Origin of the sequence: Streptomyces sp. NPDC091292 (genome assembly GCF_044757265.1) — a bacterium.
Classification (GTDB): Bacteria; Actinomycetota; Actinomycetes; order Streptomycetales; family Streptomycetaceae; genus Streptomyces.
The window spans coordinates 113,953-139,082 of sequence record NZ_JBIVUQ010000019.1; the positions used below are offsets into that span (position 1 = coordinate 113,953).

The 25,130-nt window shown below is 70.3% G+C and carries 21 protein-coding genes, 1 pseudogene and 2 riboswitches; of the genes and pseudogenes, 6 read left to right on the plus strand and 16 right to left on the minus strand.

Annotated features, from left to right (window positions below; all coding sequences use genetic code 11):
• Nucleotides 1-205: 205 nt before the first annotated feature.
• The 6 genes from ACIQNU_RS35190 to ACIQNU_RS35215 all read right to left on the minus strand — a co-directional run bounded on the left by ACIQNU_RS35190 (nt 206) and on the right by ACIQNU_RS35215 (nt 8,233).
• Complete coding sequence (locus tag ACIQNU_RS35190) at nt 206-709, minus strand: YfbM family protein (RefSeq protein ID WP_401374132.1); 504 nt, start codon at nt 707-709, stop codon at nt 206-208.
• A gap of 61 nt (nt 710-770) precedes the next feature.
• Nucleotides 771-1,556, minus strand: a complete 786-nt coding sequence (locus ACIQNU_RS35195) for an ECF transporter S component (protein ID WP_401374192.1) — start codon at nt 1,554-1,556, stop codon at nt 771-773.
• A gap of 53 nt (nt 1,557-1,609) precedes the next feature.
• Nucleotides 1,610-3,286 carry an ABC transporter ATP-binding protein gene (locus ACIQNU_RS35200; protein WP_401374135.1) on the minus strand — a complete coding sequence of 559 codons (1,677 nt, stop codon included), beginning with the start codon at nt 3,284-3,286 and terminating at the stop codon, nt 1,610-1,612.
• Nucleotides 3,283-4,407 carry an energy-coupling factor transporter transmembrane component T gene (locus ACIQNU_RS35205; RefSeq protein WP_401374195.1) on the minus strand — a complete coding sequence of 375 codons (1,125 nt, stop codon included), beginning with the start codon at nt 4,405-4,407 and terminating at the stop codon, nt 3,283-3,285. Before ACIQNU_RS35205 ends, ACIQNU_RS35200 begins: the two co-directional genes overlap by 4 nt.
• Before the next feature lie 101 nt (nt 4,408-4,508).
• Nucleotides 4,509-5,459 carry a hypothetical protein gene (locus ACIQNU_RS35210; protein WP_401374137.1) on the minus strand — a complete coding sequence of 317 codons (951 nt, stop codon included), beginning with the start codon at nt 5,457-5,459 and terminating at the stop codon, nt 4,509-4,511.
• The gene (locus ACIQNU_RS35215; RefSeq protein WP_401374196.1) at nt 5,456-8,233 is read right to left on the minus strand and encodes a prenyltransferase/squalene oxidase repeat-containing protein; all 2,778 of its coding nucleotides are present in this window, start codon (nt 8,231-8,233) and stop codon (nt 5,456-5,458) included. The genes ACIQNU_RS35210 and ACIQNU_RS35215 overlap by 4 nt, the downstream gene beginning before the upstream one ends.
• Nucleotides 8,234-8,508: 275 nt before the next feature.
• Nucleotides 8,509-8,582, minus strand: a riboswitch (cobalamin riboswitch).
• 138 nt (nt 8,583-8,720) lie between these two features.
• Nucleotides 8,721-8,796: riboswitch (cobalamin riboswitch) on the plus strand.
• Between the two features lie 123 nt (nt 8,797-8,919).
• Here ACIQNU_RS35215 and ACIQNU_RS35220 point away from each other — a divergent pair.
• Together ACIQNU_RS35220 and ACIQNU_RS35225 are read left to right on the plus strand one after the other, a co-directional pair.
• Nucleotides 8,920-10,350, plus strand: a complete 1,431-nt coding sequence (locus ACIQNU_RS35220) for a hypothetical protein (RefSeq protein ID WP_401374139.1) — start codon at nt 8,920-8,922, stop codon at nt 10,348-10,350.
• Nucleotides 10,351-10,389: 39 nt separating this feature from the next.
• Nucleotides 10,390-10,491, plus strand: a pseudogene (locus tag ACIQNU_RS35225) (cupin domain-containing protein); the annotation flags it as partial.
• A 27-nt stretch (nt 10,492-10,518) separates the two neighbouring features.
• Here the strand turns inward: ACIQNU_RS35225 and ACIQNU_RS35230 are convergent.
• From ACIQNU_RS35230 to ACIQNU_RS35245, 4 genes are all read right to left on the minus strand, one after another.
• Nucleotides 10,519-12,003 (minus strand): mannitol dehydrogenase family protein, encoded by a 1,485-nt coding sequence (locus ACIQNU_RS35230; protein WP_401374141.1) that lies wholly within the window; start codon nt 12,001-12,003, stop codon nt 10,519-10,521.
• Nucleotides 12,004-12,056: 53 nt separating this feature from the next.
• Complete coding sequence (locus tag ACIQNU_RS35235; protein ID WP_401374144.1) at nt 12,057-12,821, minus strand: ATP-binding cassette domain-containing protein; 765 nt, start codon at nt 12,819-12,821, stop codon at nt 12,057-12,059.
• Nucleotides 12,814-13,839 (minus strand): ABC transporter permease, encoded by a 1,026-nt coding sequence (locus tag ACIQNU_RS35240; protein ID WP_401374145.1) that lies wholly within the window; start codon nt 13,837-13,839, stop codon nt 12,814-12,816. The genes ACIQNU_RS35235 and ACIQNU_RS35240 overlap by 8 nt, the downstream gene beginning before the upstream one ends.
• Before the next feature lie 70 nt (nt 13,840-13,909).
• Nucleotides 13,910-14,899 (minus strand): substrate-binding domain-containing protein, encoded by a 990-nt coding sequence (locus ACIQNU_RS35245; RefSeq protein ID WP_401374148.1) that lies wholly within the window; start codon nt 14,897-14,899, stop codon nt 13,910-13,912.
• Between the two features lie 330 nt (nt 14,900-15,229).
• Here ACIQNU_RS35245 and ACIQNU_RS35250 point away from each other — a divergent pair, with 330 nt between their 5' ends.
• On the plus strand, nt 15,230-16,255 hold the full coding sequence (locus ACIQNU_RS35250) for a LacI family DNA-binding transcriptional regulator (protein WP_401374198.1): 1,026 nt from the start codon (nt 15,230-15,232) through the stop codon (nt 16,253-16,255).
• Nucleotides 16,256-16,300: 45 nt separating this feature from the next.
• On the opposite strand, the gene ACIQNU_RS35255 is transcribed toward ACIQNU_RS35250, so the two are convergent.
• Both ACIQNU_RS35255 and ACIQNU_RS35260 read right to left on the minus strand, forming a co-directional pair.
• Nucleotides 16,301-17,008 (minus strand): ABC transporter ATP-binding protein, encoded by a 708-nt coding sequence (locus ACIQNU_RS35255; RefSeq protein ID WP_401374150.1) that lies wholly within the window; start codon nt 17,006-17,008, stop codon nt 16,301-16,303.
• A gap of 1 nt (nt 17,009) precedes the next feature.
• On the minus strand, nt 17,010-18,455 hold the full coding sequence (locus ACIQNU_RS35260) for an ABC transporter permease (RefSeq protein WP_401374153.1): 1,446 nt from the start codon (nt 18,453-18,455) through the stop codon (nt 17,010-17,012).
• A 176-nt stretch (nt 18,456-18,631) separates the two neighbouring features.
• Here ACIQNU_RS35260 and ACIQNU_RS35265 point away from each other — a divergent pair, with 176 nt between their 5' ends.
• Entirely contained in the window at nt 18,632-19,294 is a 663-nt protein-coding gene (locus ACIQNU_RS35265; RefSeq protein ID WP_401374155.1) for a response regulator transcription factor, read from the plus strand.
• Nucleotides 19,291-20,550 (plus strand): sensor histidine kinase, encoded by a 1,260-nt coding sequence (locus ACIQNU_RS35270; RefSeq protein ID WP_401374157.1) that lies wholly within the window; start codon nt 19,291-19,293, stop codon nt 20,548-20,550. The genes ACIQNU_RS35265 and ACIQNU_RS35270 overlap by 4 nt, the downstream gene beginning before the upstream one ends.
• Nucleotides 20,551-20,566: 16 nt before the next feature.
• On the opposite strand, the gene tal is transcribed toward ACIQNU_RS35270, so the two are convergent.
• A complete protein-coding gene (tal, locus tag ACIQNU_RS35275; protein WP_401374160.1) occupies nt 20,567-21,670 on the minus strand; it encodes a transaldolase in 1,104 nt (367 codons plus the stop codon).
• Complete coding sequence (locus ACIQNU_RS35280) at nt 21,667-22,371, minus strand: nucleoside/nucleotide kinase family protein (RefSeq protein ID WP_401374161.1); 705 nt, start codon at nt 22,369-22,371, stop codon at nt 21,667-21,669. Before ACIQNU_RS35280 ends, tal begins: the two co-directional genes overlap by 4 nt.
• Before the next feature lie 118 nt (nt 22,372-22,489).
• Here ACIQNU_RS35280 and ACIQNU_RS35285 point away from each other — a divergent pair, with 118 nt between their 5' ends.
• Complete coding sequence (locus ACIQNU_RS35285; protein WP_401374163.1) at nt 22,490-23,500, plus strand: LacI family DNA-binding transcriptional regulator; 1,011 nt, start codon at nt 22,490-22,492, stop codon at nt 23,498-23,500.
• 39 nt (nt 23,501-23,539) lie between these two features.
• On the opposite strand, the gene ACIQNU_RS35290 is transcribed toward ACIQNU_RS35285, so the two are convergent.
• Both ACIQNU_RS35290 and ACIQNU_RS35295 read right to left on the minus strand, forming a co-directional pair.
• Nucleotides 23,540-24,700, minus strand: coding sequence for a hypothetical protein (locus ACIQNU_RS35290; protein WP_401374166.1), 1,161 nt, complete (start codon nt 24,698-24,700; stop codon nt 23,540-23,542).
• A gap of 126 nt (nt 24,701-24,826) precedes the next feature.
• Nucleotides 24,827-25,130 (minus strand): hypothetical protein (locus tag ACIQNU_RS35295; RefSeq protein ID WP_401374168.1); only part of this gene is annotated, 304 nt, incomplete at its 5' end.

Sequence of the window (25,130 nt, forward strand, 5' to 3'; positions counted from 1 at the left end):
CGCCCTTCGCCACGAGCGTGGTGCGAGAAATCAGCGGCCACCGTGCAGCACAATAGCCACGGATTCTGTTCCAATTTGCCGAGTGCCGGACATCGGTGCCGGCAAACCAGATCATTTGAAACGGCGGGTGGCATCCGGACCTACCGGACCAGATCACCTGACATTCCGACCGGCTCGGACTGAGGATGCAAAAGGCTCACTGAAGTCAGTCGAGCCACACCAGCATTCCGTTTCCGTCGCGGGCCGCTGCCTGGAAGAACGGGACCAGTGCCTGGTAATGGCTGGTCACGAAGTCCAGTGATTCGCCGCGTTCCCAGATGACATCGGGGTAGATGCGGGCCTGGGCGAGGTCTGCCGGGGTGACGTTCTCGATCAGGTTCTGGTGGGGGGTGGCGGCGAGGGCGTCGGTCGCAAGACGTACCTGCTCCGGGGTGAGGTAGCGGGGCGGCCCGTAGCCCCAGTCCTCCGCCCCCGGAATCTCCATCTCACCGTGAACGATGTCGACAGGGAAGCCGAGGCGGCGGAGCAGGAAGTCGAGGGCGTGCCATGTCTTGCCGGTGTCGTGGCAGCGGGCCTCGGCCGCCGTGGGTTGTTCGTCCGGTTCCGCCTCGATCAACTCTTCAACGAACTTCAGGGCCCAGTCCGGATCTTTCACCGCACGGTCGAGTTCGGCGGGAGTGAGGCGGACGTACTCTCCGATCATGCTCATGGCGGGATAGTAGGTGGCGGCACTGACATCGCCTCGGTGCGCGGCCGGGTCAGCCAGGTCGTCATCGTTCCGTGGTTTCCTGCGCCGTAGACTCCGCGCCCCCGGGCCCCGCGAAGTGGACCGGGGCCCGGAAGCGGGCTCTGCGGGCCGCGCGGCGGAATGTGGTGAGTACCGCCGGACCCGCCAGCATCAGGCACACGAAGTTCGTGACCGCGCGACCCGTGTCCCAGCCGAGTGATGTCGCGAGGTCGAAGGCGATGTAGCGCTGCCACTGCTCGGTGAAGGGCAGACCGGGCAGGTAGGCGATGGAGCTGTTGGGGTCCAGGGAGAACGGCCAGAAGGAGAGGTTGAGGAGGAAGCCGAAGAGGTAGCCGGAGAAGGATCCGTAGACCGCCAGCATCAGGACCTCGCGCCGGCCGGTCGCCCGGGGCAGGAACCCCGCGAGCATCCCCACGAACGCGCACCCGAACATCTGGTACGGCATCCACGGGCCGACCCCGCCCGTGATGAGCGCGGAGGCGAACAGCGAGGTGCAGCCGAGAGTGAAGCCGAACCCGGGGCCGTAGACCCGCCCCGCGAGCACCAGGACGAAGAAGACGGTTTCGACTCCGGCGGTTCCGGCGCCGAGGGGGCGGAGGGCCGCGTTGACGGCGGAGAGAACGCCCAGCATGGCGAGTGCTTTGGAGTCGATGCCGCCCTCGGCGATCTCCGACAGCACCACGCACAGGACGAGGATCAGCAGGACGCCGAAGATGAGCAGGGGCGCGTAGTTCGAACCGAGTTTGCCCGGGTCGACCACGAACGGCCAGAAGAACGCGACCAGTCCGAGAAGTGCGGCCAGCCCCATGACGATGCCGACGCGCGGAGTGAGCCGTATGGCCGTCGCTATGCGCTGCGCCGTCACGGGTTCGTCCCTTCATCGCCTTTGGACGTAAGGGCGCTCATCGCGTTCACCACTTGAGTCACCGTCAAGTACGGGAGAGGCGCGAGGATTTTCGCCGTCTGCGGCGCGAAGACCGGTGAGGAGACGATGACTTCCGTGGTCGGGCCGTCGGCGACGACGTCTCCCTCCGCCATGACGACCACCCGGTCCGCGGCGCGCGCCGCGAACTCGACGTCGTGCGTGGAGATGACGACCGACCTGCCCTCCGCCGCGAGGGCGTCGACAATGCCGATCAGCTCCGACTTGGCTCGGTAGTCCAGACCGCGTGTGGGTTCGTCCAGCAGCACGACGCGGGGCGCGGCGGAGAGCTGAACGGCGAGTACGAGGGCGAGTTTCTGCCCCTCCGACAGGTCGCGGGGGTGGGTGGCGTCATCGATGCCGGGCGCGAGCCGGTCCAGGACGGCGCGCGCCTTCAACTCTCCAACTGAACCACCACCCGACTCCCGGTCCGCCTGATCGAGTTCCTGCTTGACGCTCTCCAGATACAGCAGGTCGGCCGGGGTCTGCGGGACCAGGCCGACCAGTCGCCGGGCACGCGCCGCAGGCACCTTGTGCGGATCCGTGACCGTGCCGCCCCCCTCCCCGGCATCGACCACCCCGACCGTCCCCGCGCGCCGGGGCCCCGAACCCTGAAGCGCCCACAGCAGCGACGACTTGCCGGAACCGTTCCGCCCCATCAGCGCGGTGACATCGCCCGCGTACAGATCGAGATCCACCTCCCTGACGGCAGGCACCCCCCGATAGGTGACGGTCACCCCCCGGGCGGTCAGCAGCCGCCGCCGGTCCCGCGCCGGGAGCGGGCGGACGGGGCCGGGCGCACGGTCCGCGAGGCGGGAGCGCAGCGCGGCGGCGGCGCGGCGCGCGTCACGGACCGACAGCGACAGCGGCGACCAGCCGGCCGCGCGGCCCAGCTCGACGATCGGCGGCGCGATGGCCGACGTACGGAGGATGTCGGCGGGCGGTCCGCTGCGGGCGCGGCCGTCGCCGGGCAGATGGATGACGCGGTCGGCGTACTGGACGACCCGTTCGAGGCGGTGCTCGGCCATGAGGACGGTGACGCCGAGATCGTGAACAAGCCGGGTGACGGCCGCGAGGACCTCCTCGGCCGCCGTCGGATCGAGGGCCGACGTGGGTTCGTCCAGGACGAGGACGCGGGGGTGGGCGGTGAGGACCGAGCCGATCGCGACCCGCTGCTGCTGGCCGCCGGAGAGTTCGTACAGCGCGCGATGGCGCAGATCGGCGAGTCCGAGCAGGTCCAGGGTCTCCTCGACGCGCTTGCGCATGGTCGCCGGAGGGATCGCCAACTGCTCCATGGCGTACGCGAGTTCTTCTTCCACGGTGTCGGTGACGAAGCCGTCGACGGGGTCCTGGCCGACCACTCCGACGACATCGGCGAGTTCACGGGGCGGGTGGTGGGCGGTGTCGCGCCCGTCCACGGTGACGCGGCCGTACAGGGTGCCGCCGGTGAAGTGCGGTACGAGCCCGTTGACGGCGCCGAGGAGTGTGGACTTGCCGACGCCCGTGTGGCCGATGACGAGGCAGAGTTCGCCCTCCTCCACCGTGAGGTCGATGTCACGGAGCGCGGGCTCGGGCGCGTCGTCGTAGTGGACGGTGACCTGGTCGAAGGTGATCACGCGGGCTCGGCTTTCTCGGCGGGGCGGTACGGCGCGGCGGGCTGCGGGGCGGGCCGCGGGCCCGGCGGCGGGGCGAGGAAGCCGGCCGTCCCGGCGAGCAGGATCGCGGCGGTCGGCACGAGCGGCAGATCGGGCCAGGTGAGCGGGTAGAAGGTGGGGTTGAGCTGGGCGGGGTCGTAGCCGAGGTTGCTGAACAGCAGGACGGCGGACAGGACACCGCTGCCGGCGACGGCCCACTCCGGCAGCCGCCACGGGTCGGGCCGGTAGGTGGTGCGGGCGGTGCGCCGGCCGCCCAGGCGCAGGCCCGCCACGCACAGCACGGCGCCGATACCCATGGCGGGCAGGCCCAGGAAGGCGGGCGTGGTCGCGTCCAGGAGTCCGTACGCCCCCGCGCACAGCCCGCACATGCCGAGCAGCATCAGCGCGCCCGTGATCCGCCGGGAGCGGCGGGTGGCCGTGCCCGCCCGGCCGTAGCCGCGCGAGTCCATGGCGGCTGCGAGGCGCAGCGACCGTTCGAGGGCGTCCTCCAGTACGGGCACGACGATGCCGCGCAGCGCCTTCAGGCCCTGGGTGCGTCCGGCCCTCAACTTCCGTGCGCGCGCGACCCGTTGCACGCTCTGGACGAGTTGCGGCGCCACGCTGATCGCGACGGTGACGGCGACGCCGAGTTCGTGCAGGGCGCCGGGCAGGACGCGCAGCGCGCGCTTGGGGTTGGCGAGGGTGTTGGCCGCGCCGATGCAGCACAGCATGCAGGCGAGCCGCAGCCCGTCGGTCGCCGCCGACAGCAGGGCCTCCAGGGAGACCGGGCCGCCGATCTGGATGCCCGCGTACCAGTCGGGCGTGGGGATGTGCGGAAGTGAGAAGAGGAAGGTGTCGTGCGGGGTGATGCCGGTGGCGAAGACGGTGCGGAAGACGACGCGGATCGCCACGACCGTCAGGGCGAGGTACAGGTAGTACTTGAAGCCGCGCGCCCAGGGAGCCTCCGTACGCCGGGCCGTGACGACGAAGCCGAGGACGGCGAGTACGAGGAACAGCAGCAGCGGGTTGTTGGTGCGGCTGACGGCGGTGGCGAGCGCGAGCGCCCACACCCACCAGGCCACCGGGTGCAGGATGCGCGGCAGCCGCCGGCCGCCCCGGTCGGCGGACGGGCCGGACCGGGAGTCTTTCGCACCGGGCGCACCAGGAGCACCGGACGCGTCGGTGGTGGTCGAGGCCACCCCGGTCACTCGGTACGGCGGCGTCTGCGCGCCACGTACACCGCGGCGCCGCCGATGAGGACGACCAGCGCGGCACCGGTCGCCACGGGTGCCATCGAGCCGGCGTCGTGCCGGGCGTCGGCGGCCGGGCCCGCCTCGACCACGTCGGTGCCGGGGCTCGACGTGGCGGCGGTCGGGGAGTCGGCGGTCGGGCTGGGCGACGGCGAAGGCGACTCGCTCGCGCTCTTGCTCGGCCTGGGCTTCTTCGCCTTGGGCTCATTCGGCTGGGGCGAAGGAGAGTCCGCCGGTTCGGTGGGCGGCTTCCCGGCCTTGGGTCCGGTGTCGACGTCCGGCGGCAACGGCGGTGCCTTCTCGTGGGAGTCAGGTTTCCCCGTATCGCCCTGCGGCTCGGTGTTGTGGGCGCGGAGCTGATCGGGGGTGACCGTGGGCCGTCCCTCGGTGCCCTCGATGTTGGTGCCGCCGAAGATCCACAGGTCGACGCTGCCGGGCTTCGGCTTGTAGAGCATGGCGCCGAGCTGGCTGTACTCCCAGGTGTCGGACCCGGGGTTGGCGTGCCAGTACGACCAGTAGGCGGAGGCCGGTGGGGTGAGGACGCAGTCGTCCTGCGCCGGCGTCGGGTACTGCTTGCCGTTCTTGTAACCGCTGTAGCCGATGCGGCAGATGAACGCCGGGCCGTCGTGCCCGGTCCCGGTGGTGCGCCAGCCGCCCTGGTTCAGCAGCTCGTACCCGGTGGTGGGCGTCGTGCCGCAGGAGCGGAGGACGGGGCCGCCCCAGTCGCTGAAGTCGACGGCGAGGACCGCGCCGGACGTGGTCGTGCAGCGGCCCATCGGCTGCGGGTCGGCCGCGGCCGGTCCGGCGGTGGCACCCAGGGCGGCGGCCGTCAGACCGAGCGCGGTCAGCGCACGGAGCCACACCAGACGGAGAGGGGTACGGGCACGGGTACAGGTACGGGTCATCGTCCGGCCTCCCTCTCCACGCATCCGGCCCCCGTCTCCACGCGGCGGCGCGCGGCGAGCGCGGTGCGCCACCCGGCGAGCATCAACCCCACGGCGATCGCGGCGAGCGCGCCGACCCGTACGCCGGTGGAGGCGAGGGCACCCCCGCCACCGTCCGCCGACCCGCCACCGCCGGAGTCACCCCCCGAACCACCTCCCGTGTCACCGGGCGTGACGATGTCCGGGTCGCCACCGCTCGAACTCGGCGTCGGCTGCGGTGACGTACCGTCCAAGCTGCGCTCCAGCTCTCCGAAGGAGATGCCGCTGGCGCCGCTCACGGCCTGTGTGGAGGCGCGCAGATCGGAGCCGCGCTGTCCCTCCTTGGCGACGTTGAAGCCGCCGTCGGCGTTCTGCTGCCCGGCGAGGAACTTGCGGGCCTTGGCGATCTCGGCCTGGTACGAGGCCCGGTCGAGCGACATGCCCTGGATGGCGAGGGCGGCCGAGTTGACCGAATTGCCCGCAGCGCCCGGGAAGCCACCGTCGGGCAGTTGCTGGGACGCGATCCAGGCGAGGGCCTTGTCGACGGCCTCGCCGATGGCGGCGTCGCCGGCCTCGTCCGCCGTGCCGCCGCCCACCAGGTCGAGCGCCATGGCGGCGATCGCGGTGGAGTCCACGTCCGAGTCGTTCGTGGCGGGGATCAGACTCGGCCAGGCCCCGTTGTCCTGCTGGAGGCCCGCCAGATAGGCGACCGGCTCCTCGGCCGCCTCCTCCTCGCCCGCGCGGACCTGTGCCATGACGGCGAGGGACTGGGAGAAGACGGAAGGGGCGTAGGTGTACGCGCCCTTGGCGGCGCACGACCGGTCGGGGGCGGTGCTCGGCCTGGCGCAGACGGCCTCGCCGAGCGCGGCGATGAGGTCCTCGCCGCCGAAGTCGCGGGGGTCGCGGCCGACGGACTCGGCGAGCAGCGCGGTCTTGCCGAGGGAGCCGCCCCCTGCGTAGGCGGTGCCGATGCCGGTCCAGTCGTGGACCGTGCGGCCCTCGCCGTCCTTGCCGCCGTGGTCGAGGAAGTCCACGATGCCGCGCAGCTTGGCGTTGTTCAGGCCGGTGGCGGCGAGGGCGTAGGCGCCGTCGATCGTCAGGCCGAAGTCCGCCCGGGGCGAACCGGGGCCGGGCGTGTAGTACTGGCCCTGCTTGAGGTTGGCCGCCTTGGTGAGGTAGGCGACGCCCTGCTTCAGGTCGGGGCCGGGGCCGGGGGGCGGATCGCTCGGGTCCGTGGTCGGAGGTCCGGAGGTCGGCGGGCCGGTCGGCTCCGTCTTCTTCGTCGTGAGCGTGGCCAGGCTGGTGTGCGCGCCCGCGAGGACGGCGGGCGGTGTCGGATAGAGCGCCGGATCGGTGGCGTCCTCCTCGAAGCCGAAGCCGCCGCCGTCGAGTTGCTGCCGCGACAGCCAGCCGACGGCGGGGTCGGCGCGGCGGGTTTCGCCGAGGGCACGCAGCGCCTGGGCGGCGTACGCGGTCGCGGAGACACTGCCGGTGGTGGAGCCGGTGTAGGCGGTGAAGGAACCGTCGTCGCGCTGTGTCCCGGCCAGATAGGTACGGGCCTTGGTCACGGCGGCGTCGTGGCCGCCCGCCTTTTTCAGGACGAGGGCGACGAGTGCGGTGGTGGCGGGGTCGCCGTCGCAGTTCTCGCCGGTACGGATGAGGATGCTGGTGACGCCGCCGTCCCGGCACTGGAGCTGGGTGAGCCGGTCGACGGTGGCGGCCGGAGGTGTGGTGCCGGCCCGCAGCAGGGCCAGGACGGACAGCGCCTGCCCGTCGGTGTACGTGGCGTCGCGGAAGTCGCCCTTCGCGGTGCAGCCGGGGTTCGGCCCGGGGGATTCCGGGCCCGCCGCGCACACGTTCTTCGCCAGGTCACCGACGAGATCGTGGCCGCCGAAGGCGCGCGGGTCGGCCTCGGTGCTCGCGGCGACGAGGGCGAGCCGGGCGGCTGCGGTGGCGTCGGGTGCCTGGTCGGTGCCGTTCGGATACGCGTACGCGGTGCTGTGCGCGGCGAGGAAGGCGGTGACCTTGTCGAGCGCCGCGCTCTTGCCCTCGGCGGCGGCGAGCGCGTACGCGGTCTCGGTGGTCAGCAGGTAGTTGGGGGTTTCGGCGCCCTCGTCGACGATGCGTTCGCCGTCGGTGAGGCGGATCTTGAGCCATCCGGCGGCGGCTTTCAGGTCGATGTCGCCCGGTGCGCCCGTGGGCGTACCGCCCGGGTCGGGGGTCTGCGAGCCGCCGCCCGCGCGGACGTCGTCGGGGCTGAAGGTGGGGCGCCCCGTGGTGCCGCCTACGTCCGTGCCGCCGTACACCCAGGCGTCGACGTCGCCGTCCTTGAGCTTGCGGTCCATCGCGCCGTACTGGCTGTAGCTCCAGTCGTCCTGGCCGGGCGAGGCGACCCAGTAGGACCAGTACGCGGAGGCGGGCGGGGTCAGGACGCAGGCTTCCTTGTCCGGGGTCGGGTACTGCCTGCCCGAGTTGAAGGAGCCGAAGCCGATGCGGCAGATGAAGGCGGGGCCGTCGTGCTGGGTGCCGGTGGTGGTGAATCCGGCGTCGCGGAACAGGTCGTAGCCGGTGGTCGGGGTGGTGTCGCAGCCGCGCTCGACCTTGCCGCCGAAGGGCCCGAAGTCGACGGCGACGACGGCGCCCTTGGTGGCGGTGCAGTCGCCGATCGGGTCGGCGGCGGCGGGGGTGGTGGCGGTGGCGGTGGTCGTGAGGAACGTCACGCAGGCCGCGAGCAGGACGAGCAGCGCCGATACCAGGGCGGTGAGGCGTCGGGGGTTCGATCGCGACGGGTGTGCGGCGGGTGGGCGGGGCGCGGGGCCGGTGCCCGTCGGGCGCCCATGGACCGTGCCGTGGACTGTGCCCGTCCGCTCGTCTCGTCTGTCTCCGGTCCCCACCGCGGCCCCCTCGTAGCCTGCCGTTCGCCGGCGGGGACGTGGGTGACGGCTCCCGGCGCACAGGGAGGTCCCCGGGCACGGAAGCTGGTCGCACCACGCCGTAGTCCGCGACGGCGTCTGTTGCTGTTGCACGCTCCAGGCATTCCGGCTCGCCCGGCTGCTGCCGGGCCCACGGTTGCGGGTCAGCGCCGGATTTCGACCGGCTTCCCCTGGAACTTCTCGCGTATCAGCCGGATTTGAACACGGCTCGTGGGGACCGTCAAGATGCCGTCCGGTCCGGCGCGGGGCCGGCCGGGGCGACCGGTGGCGACGGGGGTGCCGGTCGGGTACCGTCCCGCAGTGCCGAGTGGGGGAACCCGGTGGGACTCCGGGGCTGACGCGCAGCGGTGTGGGGTGGCAGAGGGCCGCCCCGAGCCCGAATGCCCAAGCGGTGAAGCACCTTGGAAGCCGGTCCACGCGTTTCGGACGGCGGCCACACCCGCTGCTCCCGCCGCGCATCGCGAGGCCCCGCACGGGCCGGCCGGCGTCCCTCATCCCAGGAGCAGGCCATGCCCCGTACGGTGTCCTCGTCCCCCTTCGTCCCCTTGCGCCGTTCCGCTCTCACGGCCGCCGCGGCGCTCGGCGCGTTCGCGCTGACCACGCTGCCCGCCGCCGCGACCGCGACCCCCGCGCAGATCGCCACGTCGAAGACGAACGGTGTGGCGTACCTCAAAACCCTTCAGGCGGCGGACGGTTCGTACGCCGGGTCCGGGCTGTCGAACGAGTGGGCGTTCAGCGCGTTCGCCGCCGCCGGTACCGCGGTGGTGGATGTCACGCCCGGCGGCGACGCGAGCAAGAACGCGAGAACGGTCTACCGGAACCTGCTGTCCACCAGCGGCTGGCCGTCCGCGTCCCCCGTCGTCACGGACTACGAGCGCGGCACGCTCAACGCCTACGCCGCCGGTATCGACCCGGCGCGCGTCTCCGCGTCCCGGAACACGTTCGCCGACATCTACGGCTACTGGCAGACCGCCGAGCCCGGCTACTTCGGACCGTCGGCGAACTTCAACGGCACCGTGTTCGCGGCGCTCGCCCTGAACGGCGCGAAGACGCAGTCCGGGCAGGTCCGGGTACCGCAGGCCCTGCGCGACGCGATGGTCACGCGGATCCGGGCGAACCAGCACAACGACGACGGCTGGAACTTCAGCAAGGCGGAGGGCAATCCTTCGCAGCTCGCGGCGGCGAGCGACATCGACATGACGGGCGCGGCGATGGCGGCCCTCTGTGTGTCCGGGGTGCCGAACACGGACACCGACATCGCGCAGGCCAAGGCGTTCCTCAAGAGCAAGCTGGTGGCGAGCAGCGGTGCGTTCAATGCCATGTTCGGCGTCAACACGGACTCCAACGGCTGGGCCGTGTCCGGTCTCAACGCGTGCGGCATCAACCCGCAGACCGGGGACTTCCTCACCTCGATGGGCAGGACTCCGGTCGACTTCCTGATCTCCCAGCAGTTCAACCCGGGCGGCGGCTTCAAGTACCTGCCCAGCGACACGAGCCCGTCGGCGTACGCGTCGATCGACGGTCTGCGGGCGGTGGCCGGTGGCGGCTTCACGGCCGCCCCGCCCGTCCCGGCCACGGCGGGCGCCGCGCAGTGGGTGGCTCAGGGCTCCTTCACGCCGGGTACGGCGACCAAGCTGGCGCTGACCGTGGACGACGGTGCCGGTGGCCTGAAGGTGTGCTCGGTCGGCTTCACGCCGACCGGGACGACGACCACACTGGGCGCCGTACTCGACGCGGCCGTGACCGCGGCCACCCCCTCGGGCTGCGTGACCTCAATAACCCCGGCCACCGGCACGGGCACCGTCACCGCCGTCAACGGCAAGGCCAACAGCGGCTCGAACACCTGGAAGGCAAGCACAGACGGCTCCGCCTTCACCGCCGCCACCCGCGACAGGACGGTGAACGCGGGCGACACGATCGCGCTCCGCTGGGGAGCTTGACGCCTGACGCCTGACGCCTGACGCGAGAACCATGTCGAGGGCTGCGTCCAGGTGCTGGTAGGCGAGGAGGTCACCGTCCTCAACGAAGGTGACCTCCTGGCGGTGCCCCCGCACACTCCGCACGCCTTCGCCACGGCCCCGGAGCCAAGTGGCACCCCCAAGCCGCCGTCAGAGCGCCGCCAGCTCCCCCAACGCTCGGCGGACGCCCTTCGTCCGGATGCGGTCCAGGGCGTCCGTGTAGTCCTGGACGAACTGAGCGGACTGGGCCAAGTCACCGAAGACGGACGGGTCTTCGATGAACGCTGTCGCTTGGCTGCCCTGTTTGCGGGCGGCAGCCATCAAGGTGTCGCGGCGGGGGTCCACGACGTCGATGGTCCGGCCCTGTTCGTCGGTGCCCTCCGCGTACCGGGCCCAGCTCGCCACGACCGCGGCGCACTGCCGGGTGGGGCCGCCGCGCTTCAACTGCGCCGTCACCACGGGGAGCAGGAACGTCGGGATGCGGTCCGACGTCTTGGCGCAGATACGGGTGAGCGGGTCCTGTATCTCCGGGTTGGAGAAGCGGTCGATGACGGTACGGCCGTAGGCCCGGGGGTCGACTCCGGCGATCGGGCGGAGGGTCGGGACCGCCTCCTCGTCGATGTACCGCAGCAGCAGCGCCCGGATGTCGGGGTCGGTGACGGCTTCGTGGACGTAGCGATGGCCCAGCAGATGGCCGAAGTAACACAGCGCCTGATGAGTGCCGTTGGCCAGCCGCAGCTTCATCAGTTCGTACGGCTCGACATCCGCGACCATGTCGACTCCGGCGTCCTCCAGCGGCGGCCGGCCGGCGGCGAAGTCGTCCTCCAGCACCCACTGATGGAACGGCTCGCAGGTCACCGGCCAGCGGTCCCGGTAGCCGTGGGTGGCCTCCAGGTAGGTGCGGTCGGCGTCCACCGTCCCCGGTGTCACCCGGTCGACCATCGAGCTGGGAAACCTGATGTGCTGCCGCATCCACCGGGCCAGCGCGGGGTCCTTGAGTTCGGCGAAGCCGAGGAAGGCCGCGCTCGCCACCCGCCCGTTGTGCTGGATGTTGTCGCAGGACACCACGGTCATCCCGCGGTCCCCGCGCTCACGGCGCAGACGCATGGCCTGGAGCACGATGCCGAAGACGGTCCTGTCGGGTGCGTCGGCCGCCAGATCCGCGCGGATCTCCGGAGATTCGGCGGTGAACTCGCCGGTCGCGGGGTCGATTCCGTAGCCGCCCTCGGTGATGGTGAGCGACACGATCCGGATGGCGGGGTCGGCGATCTGCGCCACCAGGCCCGCCGGGTCGTCCTGCGCGTACCGGTAGCCGTTCAGCGAGCCGATGACCCGGCTGCGCCGACTGCCGTCGGGCTCCTTGACGGTCAGGGTGTAGAGGTGGTCCTGCGGGGCGAGGGCGCGGTGTACGGCGGCGTCTCCGGGCCGGACCCCCGCACCGCATATCGCCCAGTCCGTCGCCGCGCCGCGACGCATCAACTCGTCCAGATACAGGGCTTGGTGGGAGCGGTGGAAGTGGCCGACGCCCATGTGCACGATGCCGTTGCGCAGGGCGGTCCGGTCGTAGCGCGGGACCTCCACGTCGGGGAGCGAGGCGAGGGTGGCGTCACTGAGTTCCTTCATCGACTCTTTCATCGACCCTTCCATGGGCTGCATGGGCTCTTGCATGGGCTCTTCCGTTGTCGGTCTCAGGCGGCGGCAGCCGGACCGCTCAACCCCGTGATCGCCTTGAGCAGCGAATCCGGTGTGAACGTCGACGTCGGCTCGTCGGCCACCACCCGCCCCAGCCGCAGCACGACCACGCGATCGGTCACTTCGAGCACGTGCGGCAGCGTGTGGGAGATGAAGACGACTCCGAGGCCGCGCTCCTTGGCGCCGAGGATGACCCGGAGTACCTCGGCGGACTGCCGTGCGCCGAGGTGGTTCGTGGGCTCGTCGAGGACGATGACCTTCCGCGCCCAGGCGATGGCCCGGCCGATCGCGACGGCCTGACGCTGTCCGCCGGACAGTGCGTTGACGGTCCGGCTGACACCCGACAGATCGACCCCGACCCGCTCCAGCTCGTCCCGGGCGACCTTGGCCATGGCCTTGTTGTCGAGGAACCCGAGCTTGCCGAGCAGCCCCGGGCGCAGCCGCTCCCGCCCGAGGAAGACATTCCCGTCGACCGTCAGATCGGGACACAGACCGGCGTCCTGGTACAGCGTCTCGATCCCGGCCTCCAGCGCCTCGTGCGGCGAACGCCACCGCCGCTCGACCCCGTCCAGAAGCACCGCGCCGCCGTCCGCCTGATGGGCCCCGGACAACACCTTGACCAGCGTGGACTTGCCCGCGCCGTTGTCGCCGACCAGCCCGACGATCTCCCCCGCGTGCACGGTGAGGTCGACGTCCTCCAACGCCCGCACGCTGCCGTAGGACTTGCTCACCCCACGGGCTTCGTAGATCGCTTCAGCCATGGCCTGCCACCTTTCCCGTACGGAGGTTGACCTGCTGGACGCCGACGGCGAGGGCGATGAGTCCGCCGATGACGACCTGCTGCCAGTTGGGTGCGACGCCGATGAGGATCAGGCCGCTGAGCACGGAGGTCGTGATGAGCGCGCCGAGCACGGTGCCCGACATGCGCCCGCTGCCGCCGAACAGGCTGGTGCCGCCGATGACGGCCGCCGCGATCGCGGCCAGCTCCTGCCCCTGCCCCGATGTCGGCGAACCCGAGCCGAGCCGGAAGTAGAGGAACACCCCGGCGGCGCCGGAGAGGAGTCCGGAGAGCAGGTAGATCTTCATGAGGTGCGCCTGTACGCCGATGCCGACGCCGCGCGCGGCGAAGGAGTTGGAGCCCACCGCGTACGTCCAGCGCCCGAACCGTGTCGCCTCCAGGACCACCCAGGCGATCGCCAGCACCACGAAGACGATGATCAGCGGGAGGGTGAAGACATTCAGATACTGCGTGTTGCCCAGCCGGATCACCGCCGTCGGGCCGCCCGCGATCTGCACCCCGCTCGTGAGGACGAGGGTCAGGCCCGCGCCGGCTCCCATGGTGGCCAGCGTCGCGATGAACGGCGCCAGCCTCGCCCGGGTGATGAGCAGCCCGTTGACGAGTCCGACGGCCATGCCCGTGAGCAGGGCCGCCACCACACCGACGACGATCGTCGCGACGGTGCCGGTGCCGCCCTCGTTCAGTGAGCGCATGACCATGGCGCAGGTGACGCCGGACAGCCCGAGTGTGGAGCCGACGGACAGATCGATACCGCCGGTGATGATCACGTAGGTCTGGGCGATCGCGAGCAGCATGACGGGCGCCCAGTCCTGAAGGATGTTGGCGAGGGCGAACGTCGTGAAGAAGCGCGGATTCATCGCCGTGAAGAAGACGACCATCAGGACGAGGACACCGAGGAGCATGACGTCCTGGCGCAGAAACAGCGCTTTGACCGGGCTACTACGGAGCGACAAGCCGTCACGCGTGGTGGCGGACGCCATGGCGGTTCCCTTCCTTCCGTGTTGGGGACAGAGGTGTGTCACGCGGTGTGCGGAGAAAACCCGGCGCGCGTCACTTCGCCGGGTACTGGTACGTGTCGGTCCGGCCGAGGTTGTCCTTGGTCATCACCACATTGGGCAGGACGACGTCCTTCTTGATCTTGTCGACGTCCTGCTTCTTGAGGGTGTCCACGAGGTTCCGCAGCGCGAGCGCCGCCTCGTCCCCGGGCTTCTGCGCGACAAGGGCGCTGTAGACACCGGACTTGAGGTCCTGGACCTGGTTCTCGTACGCGTCGTAGCCGATCAGCTTGACCTTGCCTACCTTGCCGGTGTTGCGCAGGGCGGCGACCGAGCCGGTGCCGGATGTGCCGTTGACGGCGAACACACCCTTCAGATCCGGGTACTTCAGCAGGGTGGTCGTCAGCGCCGAAGTCGCCTTCGCCGCCTGGCTCATGGTGTATTCCTCACCGACGAGCTTGACCCGCGGATGCTTGGCCAGCTCCTCCTTGAACCCCTTCGCGCGCAGCCGGTCGGTGGTCGCGCTCGGCGAACCGCTCAGGACGAACACCTCGCCCGCACCGCCGATCTGCTGGGCCAGGGTCCTCGCCGCCTGTCTGCCGCCCGCCTCGCTGTCGCCGGTGATGGCCGAGGTCAGATAGCTCCGGTCGGACACCGTGGTGTCGACGGTCACGACCGGGATCTTCAGCGTCTGTGCCTTCGTGACGCTGGGCTGGAGCGCGTCGGGATCGGTCGGCACGATGACCAGTCCGTCGACGCGCTGGGTGAGCATCGCGTCGACGAACGGGATCTGCGACTGCGGTGAGTACTCGTCGGGCGCGCCCTGCCACAGCAGCTTCACGCCCAGCTTCTTCGCCTCCGCCTCGGCGCCCACCTGCATCGCCTTGAAGAACGGGTCGGATGCGATGCCCGGCACGAACCCGATCGTCAACTGCCCGCCGTCGGCGCCCGTACCGCCGCTCGCCCCGTCCCCGCAGCCGGCCAGCGCCGCCGAGACCACTCCCAGCGCCACCACACCGGTCACCATCCGAAAGGCCCTCTTCATGTCACCGTCTCCTTGGGGGATGGGGGGCTGAGTCGCAGAGATGTGTCCTGCCGGTTTGAGATGTGTCCTGCTGGTTGAGGTGTGTCCTGCTGGTTGAGGTGTGTCCTGCTCGTTCCGGCAGGCGCCTCGTCACGGCGTCGCCACGAAGCATCGTCACTGAGCGTCACTAAACGGCCGCCGCGCAACCGCTTGCGTGTGACGAATGCGTAAACCATAAGGAGGCGCAAGCGGTTGCGCAAGGGCTTGCGCCGAGATAGCTTTTCTCCCGGTCGAGCTTTTCTCTCGGTCGAGACAGGCTTTCAGCGGCGGAGGGGCACTCAAGTGACAACGATGGCCGACGTGGCCCGGCTGGCGGGGGTGTCGACCACGACCGTGTCGCACGTGCTCAACAAGACACGTAAAGTCGCGCCCGAGACCGAGGAGTTGGTGTGGCGGGCGGTCGAGCGGACCGGCTACCGGCAGAACCTCGCCGCACGCGCCCTGGCCACCCAGTCGACCGACACCATCGCCGTGGCCATGTCGGTGGTCACCAATCCCTACTTCGCGGAGCTGGTACGGGACATCGACCGGCTGCTGCGAAGTGCCGGGTACACGATGATCGTGGCCGACACCAACGACGACCCGCTCGTCGCCGTGGACGTCATCAACCACCTGCTCGCCCGCCGGGTCAGCGGGCTCGTCGTCAGCCCCCTGGAAGGCAGCCCCGAACTGACCGGCAGCCTGGTGAAGCTACTGGACGACGGCTTCCCGCTCCTGTTCATCGACCGCCGCTCGACCCTGCCCGCCGACCAGGTCTACTCCGAGTGCGTCGAGTCGACGTACCGCCTCACCGCACACCTCGCGGAGCAGGGCCACCGCCGTATCGGTTTCGTCCAGGGCAGCCTCACGTCCATGTCCGCGAGCGACCGGCTCGCCGGATACCTCAAGGCCGTCGACGAACTCGGCCTGGACAAGGACCCACGGCTGATCATCGCGGGCGAGTCCGACGAGCACACCGCCGAGGAACGGGTCCTGGCCCACCTCACCGCCGCGAAGGAACCCACCACCGGCCTGGTCGTGGCCAACAACCAGATGACCCTGGGCACCATGCGAGCCCTCCGCCGACGCCGCCTGAAGGTCCCCCGCGACCTCGCCCTCGTCTGCTACGACGACTTCGAATGGGCCGACCTGTTCGACCCGCAGATCACGGCGATCGCCCAGAACGCGGCGACCCTGGCCGAGACGGCGGTGGATCTGCTCCTCAGCCGCATCGAAACCCCGGACCGCGCACCCCGGTCGGTGACGATCCCCACGGAGTTCCACCACCGCGACTCCTGCGGCTGCGGACGCCGGAAACACAGGGGATCGACCCGCTGACTCCGCTGCCGGTGCGGACAGCCCGTACAGACGGGCCGTTCCGGCTCAGATCGTCATGAGTTTGCCCCGCTTCAGCCGGATCACCTCGTCGGACGCGTCCGCGACCTCCCGGGAGTGGGTCACCAGGATCACGCACTTCCCGGTGTCGTGCGCCAGCTTCCGGAACACCTCGATGATGCCGGCGGCGGTGTCCTGGTCGAGGCTGCCGGTGGGTTCGTCGGCGAAGAGGATGTCGACCTCGCAAGCGAGGGCGCGGGCGATGGCCACCCGCTGCTGCTGGCCGCCCGACAGCTCCAGCGTCCTGCGGTGCCGGTCGGCCTCGTCCACGCCGAGCAGGTTCAGGAGTTCGACGGCGCGCCGCTTCCTGGGAACGCCCTTCACCCCCGTGATCTCCATCGCGGAGGTGATGTTCTGGACGGCCGTCATGTACGTGAGCAGGTTCAGCGACTGGAAGACCGTAGCCACATGCCGGTTGCGGTAGCGGCCGAGGCCGATCGCGGCAATGTCGTCGCCACGGAAGCGGACGGTGCCCGCCGTGGGTGAGTCGAGTCCGCTCGCCAGCGAGAGGAGGGTGGTCTTGCCGCTGCCCGAGGGGCCGATCACGGAGTACATCCGGCCCTGTTCGAAGGAGTAGGTGACGTCCTTGAGTACGGTGCGGCGGCTGTTGCCCGACTGGTAGGCACGGCTCAGCCCGGTGAGCTGGAGGATCGGGGTGGACGTGTGAGTGGAGGTCGGGGTGGTCTTCGGGGTCACGTCAGTCGCCCTTCGTGAGGATGTCGCGGGGGTTGAGGCGCAGGATCCGGATGCCGGGGACGATCGTGGCGAGCGCGGCGATACCGAGGCCGGTGGCGCCGACCTTGCCGATGTCGCCCGCGCCGAGCCGGATGTTCATCGTGTCGATCGGTTCGGTCTCCGGGCCCTCCTCCTTCTTGTTGGCGCCGCCGGTCGGGTCGGTCAGGTCCTGTCGCGGGCCCTCGTCGGCGGCGGATTCCTTCGCCGACGAGACCTGGCCCGCGAGGAGTTGGCCGCCGATGCCCTCGGCGATGAACTGGCTGCCCGCCGCGGCGAAGCCGATCGCGAGGAGTGCGCAGGCCGCCACCTCCACCAGTTGCTGGCCGAGCAGCCTGGGCTTCTTCTCGCCGAGGGAGAGCAGGATGCCCATCTCCTTGCGGCGCTCACGCAGGTTCGACGCGATGATCAGGGCCAGGATGACGGTCCCCGCGACCGCGACCAGCCAGACCGTGACCGCGGCGAAGTCCGCCGTCTTGTTGATCGGTCCGACCAGGGTCCGGTACTGCTTGTCGTTGACGCTGAGCGGGAAGATCTTCAGGTCCGCCCCGGCCGCTTTCGCGTCCGCCTTCAGCCGGCCCAGGTCGCCGGGGTCGCGCAGGGTGAAGGTCGCCGACCTGAGGACGGCTCCGCCCCCGGCAGGGTCCTTGGCCTGGAGCCGGGTCGCGCCGTCCGGAGTGACGTAGATCTGGTTCGCGGGGTCCGCCATCGCCGGTACGTAAGCGCCGGAGTCGGCCGTGTTGTTCTTGTAGATGCCGCCGACGGTGAATTCGACCTCCTTGGTGCTCATGCCGCCCTTTTCAGGGTCGATCGTGCCCGCCCTCAGCTTGATCCGGTCGCCGACCTTGAGCCGGTTGTCCTTCGCCACCCGTTCCTCGATGACGAGCATGTCGGCCTTGCTGTCCGGCGTGATCCCGGAACCGGAGACGAGCCGCGAGTCTCCGTTACGGAAATCGGCGACCGATTCCAGGTCGCGGACTCCGTCGGCCTTGAAGAGGTCCGTGCCGGTGGTGTCCTGACCGCCCGGCGGCGGCACCGGCTGGTGCAGCCCGACCTTGTCGGTGGGGGCCGCGGCGGAGTCCGACGTGTAGTTGCACCGCGCCACGACGGACGACTCGCAGACCTTGTCCACCAGGTCGGCGCGCAGGTCACCGCCGGGCCCGATGATGCCGGGCTCGGCACCGTCCGACCTGCCGGCACCACCCGAGTTGATCAGGGCGTCCAGATCCAGTTGCATCGTCACCACCGCGCCCACGCTGCCCTTGGCCGAGTCCGCGGCCCGCGCCGCCGCCGACTGGATCAGGAAGCCGGACAGGACAAGCGTGCAGATGACGAAGAACAGTCCGGTCAGCATCACCGTTTTGCCCAGGTGGCCGGCCAGCCGCCACCAGGCTCGTTTGAACAGATTCATGAACGTCACGCTAGGAAGGCGGAGTTTTGAAGGGTGTTTGCCGACCGGGGCGGCACAGCGCACCTCATACACGGATCAAATACGCCGTTTGATATGACGGATGAGTCCGGATCCGTAACCGGTCGGCAATTCCCCAGGGAAGCCCGGAAATTAATGAAAAGAAAAGGTTGTCGCGCGTGCGTGTGCTGGTGGTCGAGGACGAGCTGTACATGGCCCGGGTCCTGGAGATCGGGTTGCGGCGGGAGGCCATCGCGGTCGACGTGGCGCACGACGGGGGCACGGCCCTGGAGCGGGTCGCGGTCCACGACTACGACGCGGTGGTCCTGGACCGGGACCTGCCCGATGTGCACGGCGACGAGGTGTGCCGCCGGATCGTCGCCATGGACATCGGCTGCCGCGTCCTGATGCTGACCGCCGCCGGGCGCCTGGGCGACAAGGTCGAAGGGCTCGGCCTGGGCGCCGACGACTACCTCGCCAAGCCGTTCGACTTCCCCGAACTGGTTGCCCGGCTACGGGCCCTGTACCGCCGCAGCCCCATGGCCCACTCCCCCGTCCTCACCTTCGCCGACGTCACCTTCGACACCCACCGCCGCCGGGTCACCCGCGCGGGCACCGAAGTACGCCTGACCGCCAAGGAACTCGCCGTCCTGGAGCTGCTGATGCGTGCCGACGGCGGTGTGCTGAGCGCCGAGTACCTCCTCGACAAGGCGTGGGACGCACACGCCGACCCGTTCACCAACGCGGTACGCCTCGTGGTGCACACCCTGCGCAAAAAACTCGGCGAACCGCGACTCGTACGGACGGCCATCAGCGCCGGTTACTACCTGGGCACCGAGTGAGACGCCCGCACCGGCCGGGCACCCCGCGCCTGCCTCGGCGGCGCACTCTGAGCATCCACAGCCGGCTCTTCCTCGGCTTCGGATCGGCGCTCGCCGTCTGCGCGGCTCTCATGGTCGCGATCATCTACGCCGGGATGCGCTTCCTGCCGATGTACGACCTCAGCACGACGGTGGTCGTACCGGAGGGCGCCTCGCACCGACCCGCGTCCCCGATGCCCACCACGGAACCGGCCCCGACCACCAGGCCGAGCCCCGCACCAAACCTCGGACCCGAGTTTCAGCTGAGCCCCGCAGCCGACCGGCCGGGCAGCATCTCCACCAAGGAGGACGTCTGGAACACGGTCCTCCTGGTGTCGTCCGGCAGCGTGCTCCTGGTGATGGCCGTCGGCCTCGGCGCCGGCTGGCTGCTGTCCAAGCGGCTGCTGTCGCCCCTGCACACCATCAGCGAGGCCGCGGCGAAGGCGGCCGACGGCAACCTGACGGACCGTATCGACGCCGAGGGCCCCGAGGACGAACTCAAGCAACTGGCCGACACCTTCGACACGATGCTGGCCCGGCTTGAGGAGTCCTTCGCCGCGCACCAGCGGTTCGCCGCCAACGCCTCGCACGAGCTGCTGACCCCGCTGGCCACCACCCGGGCCGTCCTCCAGATCGCCGCCGCCGACCCCACCGGCGAGGAGTTCGCCGAACTCGCCCCCATCCTGCGGGCATCCAACGAGCGCAACATCAGCGTCGTGCACGCCCTGCTCGACCTGGCGGGCGCGGACCACCCCCGTTTCGACCCCGACCCGGTGGACCTCACCGACCTGGCGGAGCAGGCCGCCGCCGAGCGCGTGGAACAGGCCAGCGCGCGGGACATCCGACTCAATGTGGACACCGACCTCGACTGCGAGGTCACCGGCAACGCGACCCTGCTCCGCCAGTTGGTCCTCAACCTCCTCGACAACGCGCTCACCCACAACCTCCCCGCCGGAGGCTCCGTCCACCTCGCCGTGTTCCGCGAAACCGGCGGAACCGTGGTCCTGGAGATCGAGAACACCGGCCCGCGGGTGGACCGGGCCGTGGTGGACCGCCTGTTCGAGCCCTTCTATCGGGCCCGCCCGCGCGTCTCCAGCGACCGTTCGGGGCACGGCCTGGGCCTGGCCATCGTCCGCTCGATCACCGCCGCCCACCACGGCACCCTCACGGCAAGCGCCAACCCCGGCGGCGGACTCACCGTGCGGGCCGAGTTCCCCGGCGCCCCCGCACCACCATGAGCAGCGTCAGAGGCCCCTAGGTCTGCCGCAGCGCGGCGGCCACCGACACGAGCAAGTCGTTCCAGGACGCCTCGAACTTCTCGACGCCCTCGTCCTCCAGCACCCGCACCACGTCGTCGTACGAGATCCCGAGCTTCTCGACGGCGTCGATCTCCGCCCGCGCCTGCGCGTACGTCCCGCTGACAGCGTCGCCCCGGATCTCGCCGTGCTCCTCGGTGGCGTACAACGTCGCCTCCGGCATGGTGTTGACCGTGTTCGGCGCCACCAACTCCTCGACGTACAGGGTGTCTTTGTACGCCGGGTCCTTCACACCCGTGGACGCCCAGAGCGGACGCTGCTTGTTCGCGCCCGCCGTGTCGAGGGCGGCCCAGCGATCGGACCCGAAGACCTCCTCGTACGCCTGGTAGGCAAGGCGCGCGTTCGCGACGCCCGCCTTGCCGCGCGCCTCCTTCGCCTCAGAAGTGCCCAGGGCGTCCAGGCGCTTGTCGATCTCCGCGTCGACGCGCGACACGAAGAAGGACGCGACCGAGTGGATCTCCGACAGGTCGATGCCCGCCGCCTTCGCCTTCTCCAGACCCGCCAGATACGCGTCCATGACCTCGCGGTAGCGGTCGAGCGAGAAGATCAGCGTGACGTTGACGCTGATGCCCAGGCCGATGACCTCGGTGATCGCGGGCAGGCCCGCCCGGGTCGCCGGGATCTTGATGAGGGTGTTGGGGCGGTCCACCAGCCAGGCGAGCTGCTTGGCCTCGGCGATGGTCGCCGCCGTGTTGTGGGCGAGGCGCGGGTCGACCTCGATCGAGACCCGCCCGTCCTGACCCCCGGTGGCGTCGAACACCGGGCGCAGAATGTCGGCCGCGTCCCGCACGTCCGCCGTGGTGATCATGCGCAGCGCCTCCTCTACGGGCACCTTGCGCGTGGCGAGATCGGAGATCTGCTCCCCGTACCCCTGCCCTCCGGATATCGCCTTCTGGAAGATCGTCGGGTTGGTGGTGACACCCACCACGTGCTGCTGGTCGATCAGTTCGGCGAGATTGCCGGAGGTGATCCGTCCGCGCGACAGGTCGTCCAGCCAGATGGCGACGCCTTCGTCGGAGAGGCGCTTGAGTGCGTCGGTCATGAGGGGTCGGTTCTCCTGTCGAGCGGTACGGGTGGTACGGAGGGTTCGGCTGGTCCGGGTGCGTGGTCGAGAGGCGGAGGCGGGAACACCAGGTCGGCCCGGTTACGGGTGGCCGCCACCAGGTCGGCATTGCGCTGGTCGGTGCCGAGGGACCAGGTGCGGGCCTCGTCGGGCGGCTTGCCGTACGCCGTGTGCCGTTCGATGAGCCAGGTAAGCCGGTCCTCTTCGGCGGGGGCGACGTACCAGACCTCGTCGACGAGCCCCCTGACCTCACTCCAGGGGCCCTCGTCCAGCAACAGGTAGTTGCCTTCGGTGATGATCAGGGGAACATCGGCCGGGACCGGGATGGCACCGGCGATGGCTTCCTCGATCTCCCGGTGGAACTTCGGCGCGTACACACAGCTCTCGGTCCGGTCGCGCAGCCGCCGGAGCAGAGCCACGTAGCCCCGCGCGTCGAACGTGTCCGGCGCACCCTTGCGCTGTCGGCGGTCGAGCCGCCGCAGCTCCTCGTTCGCGAGGTGGAACCCGTCCATCGGCACCATGGCCGCGTGGGCCGGGCCCAGCGCGGTGGCCACGCGGGCGGCGAGCGTGGACTTCCCGGACCCCGGCGGCCCGGCGATGCCCAGGATCGACCGCCGTCCGGGCGCCGTGAGGCTCCGGGCGCGTTCGATGAGTGCGTCGAGGTGTACGGGGACCTGCATGCCGGTCACGCTAGGCCGAAGTTAAGCGCTTAGCAAGAGCTGGGCACACTGGAATCTAAGCGGTTAACATGCACACGGTTAACGTACGCGGATCGTGTTGGTACGCCGGAGGAGGCCCATGACGACCATGGCGCAGGTCGCACGTGTCGCGGGCGTGTCCATCGCCACCGTCTCCTACGTGGTGAACGGCACCCGGCAGGTGCGCGCCGAGACCAAGCAGCGGGTGGAACGCGCCATCGCGCAGACCGGCTACACCCACAACACCCTCGCCCGTTCCCTCGCCACGTCGAGTACGGACTCCATCGGCGTCGTGGTCTCCGCGATCACCAACCCGTTCTTCGCCGAGGTGCTCGGCGGGGTCGACCGTGCGGCGGGCCGCGCGGGGCGCACGCTGGTCTTCGCCGACTCGCACGACGCACCCGACCTGGAGTTCAAGGTGGTCAGCGGCCTGCTCCAGCGCCGTGTGGACGGTGTCGTCCTGGCACCGTCCACCGACCCGTCGCGCACGCTGGCCCATCTGGCCGCCGCCCGGGTGCCCACCGTCCTGGTGGACCGTCTCGTGGACGACCGCTTCGACCAGATCGGCCCGGAGAACGAGGAGAGCACCGCCACCCTCGTACGCCACCTCGCCGAGCTGGGCCATCGCCGTATCGGCATGGTGACGGGACTGGCGGGGCTCGTCACCACGGAGGAACGCCTGACGGGTTACCGCACCGGCCTGGACCGTGCCGGACTCCCCTACGACACCTCCCTCATCGCCGACGGCCACTCCGACATCGCCGGCGGCCACGCGGCGACCGAGCACCTCCTCGCCACCGTCACACCACCCACCGCCCTGATCATCGGCAACAACTCGATGGTGATCGGCAGCATGCAGGCGCTGCGCGCGGCCGGTGTGTCGATCCCCCGGGACATGGCCCTGGTCTCCTACGACGACCTGCCGGGCGCCGACCTCTTCGCCCCACCCCTGACGGCGTTCGCCCAGCCCTGTACGGAACTCGGCGAGCGGGCCATCCGTATGCTCCTCGACCGCTTGGACGACCCAGGGGCGGCGCCGCGTACCGAGCGCTTGGAGCCGCGTCTGATGCATCGCCGGTCGTGCGGGTGCCCGGAGAATGCCACGGCCTGACGCGGGCTTTACTCAGCCTGACTCGGCTCGGCTCGGTGGCTACCTGCCCCGGCCGGAGTTGTTGCTCGACGCCGGCGAGCGCGGTATCCCGGTCTGCGGCGGGGAGTACGAGGAGCCCTGTCCGCGAGGGTTCATGCCCGGGGACTGGGCCGCGTAGTACGCCGCCGCCGGGTTGACCGGCTCGCGGCCCTGCTTCCAGGATGCCTCGTAGGTCTTCGTGGTGTTCAGCGCGGGCAGGGATCGGGTCCGGTCCGCGCCGAGCGGGCCGGTCTCCAAGGTGCGCTCGGGCCACTTCTCGTCGGGCACCTGCTTGACCGACCGACCGGACCGGTCGTCCACCTTGGCGATGCCGTCGTAGAGCGAGTGGACGGCGAGTTGCCCGGGGAGGAGCGCCCACTCCGGGTCGGCGACATTGGTCTTCTTGCCCAACTCGGACGCCAGGGTACTGAACTCTCCCGGGACGAACCTTCCCTGCTCAGGCCCGAGCACCATCGTGACGTCACCCTGGGCGACGGACGCCTCGGCCATCTTGGCGTACCGCGTGATCATGCTCTCGGAGGCCCCCCGCATGATCTCCTGGCCCTCGCTGCCCGGCTTGACCCATGTGGCCCAGATGTCGATCTGCGGGGCCTCGGCGATGGCGTCGTCGTTGTCCATGTCGTCTTCGCTGTAGGTCACATGGTCGACGGGGAGGTAGTAGATGGCGGCATTGCTGTTGATCATCGGGACGGCGAAATCGCGGTCGAAGACCTCCTCCGCCCCCGAGAACTGCGCTCCCTCATCCGGACGGGCGGAGAAGTCGGAGGTCCCGCCGCCATACGCGCCCTGCACCAGGTAGACCGCACTGTCCTTTACGGAGATCTGGCCGTTGTTCCGCATCTCGAAGGCCCAAATGTCGGTAAGCATCTGCGGGTTCCGCAGGTTCTCGGGCAGATCCCTCAAACCCTCGACCAGGGCGGGCGCCTCCGCCCGTAGGTCCTTCACGGTGTACCCCAGCGGCTCGGCCGCCGCACGGTAACTCGCCATCAGCTCCTCGGCCGACTTGCTGCCGCCCAGGTCCGTGCCACGGGGGTGCACCCACAGCGTGTGGTTCCAATTGCCTGCGGGATACCCGGGATACGCTGCCGCGTTCCGCGCCAGATCCTGCCTGTTCCGCTCCGGCAGCTCTTCGCCGGCCCAGAACGAGTGTCGGTCCACCATCGGTCACGCCTCTTTCCCAGAGAACTCATTCTTCGCTCGCACCGACACGACGGATCCCGGGGCTACGGCGGTTCACTGCGCGGAGAGGGGATAGTCACGCAGCGTCGCAGCAGGGCATAGACCGCGTCAGGCTTCAGCCGCGTCGGGGTCGGTGAGGGTCCAGGAGTGGGGGTGGGGGTGGTCGAGGTAGAGGGTGCAGGCGTCGGCGTCCGGCCCGCCGGGGGTTTCGCACCAGGGGAGGTTTTCGTAACGGGGGGTGGCGTCTTGGGTGTCCCACCGGGCCCAGAGTGCGTGGGACGGCTTGTGGTCCCAGTCCCATACGTGGTCGGCGTGTTGGCCGGGGTGTCCGTGGGCGAGTTCGCAGTGGGTGTGGGTGGGGGTGTGGGCGAGGTCGTTGCCGAGGACGCGGCCTTGTCCGGCGAGGATGGCG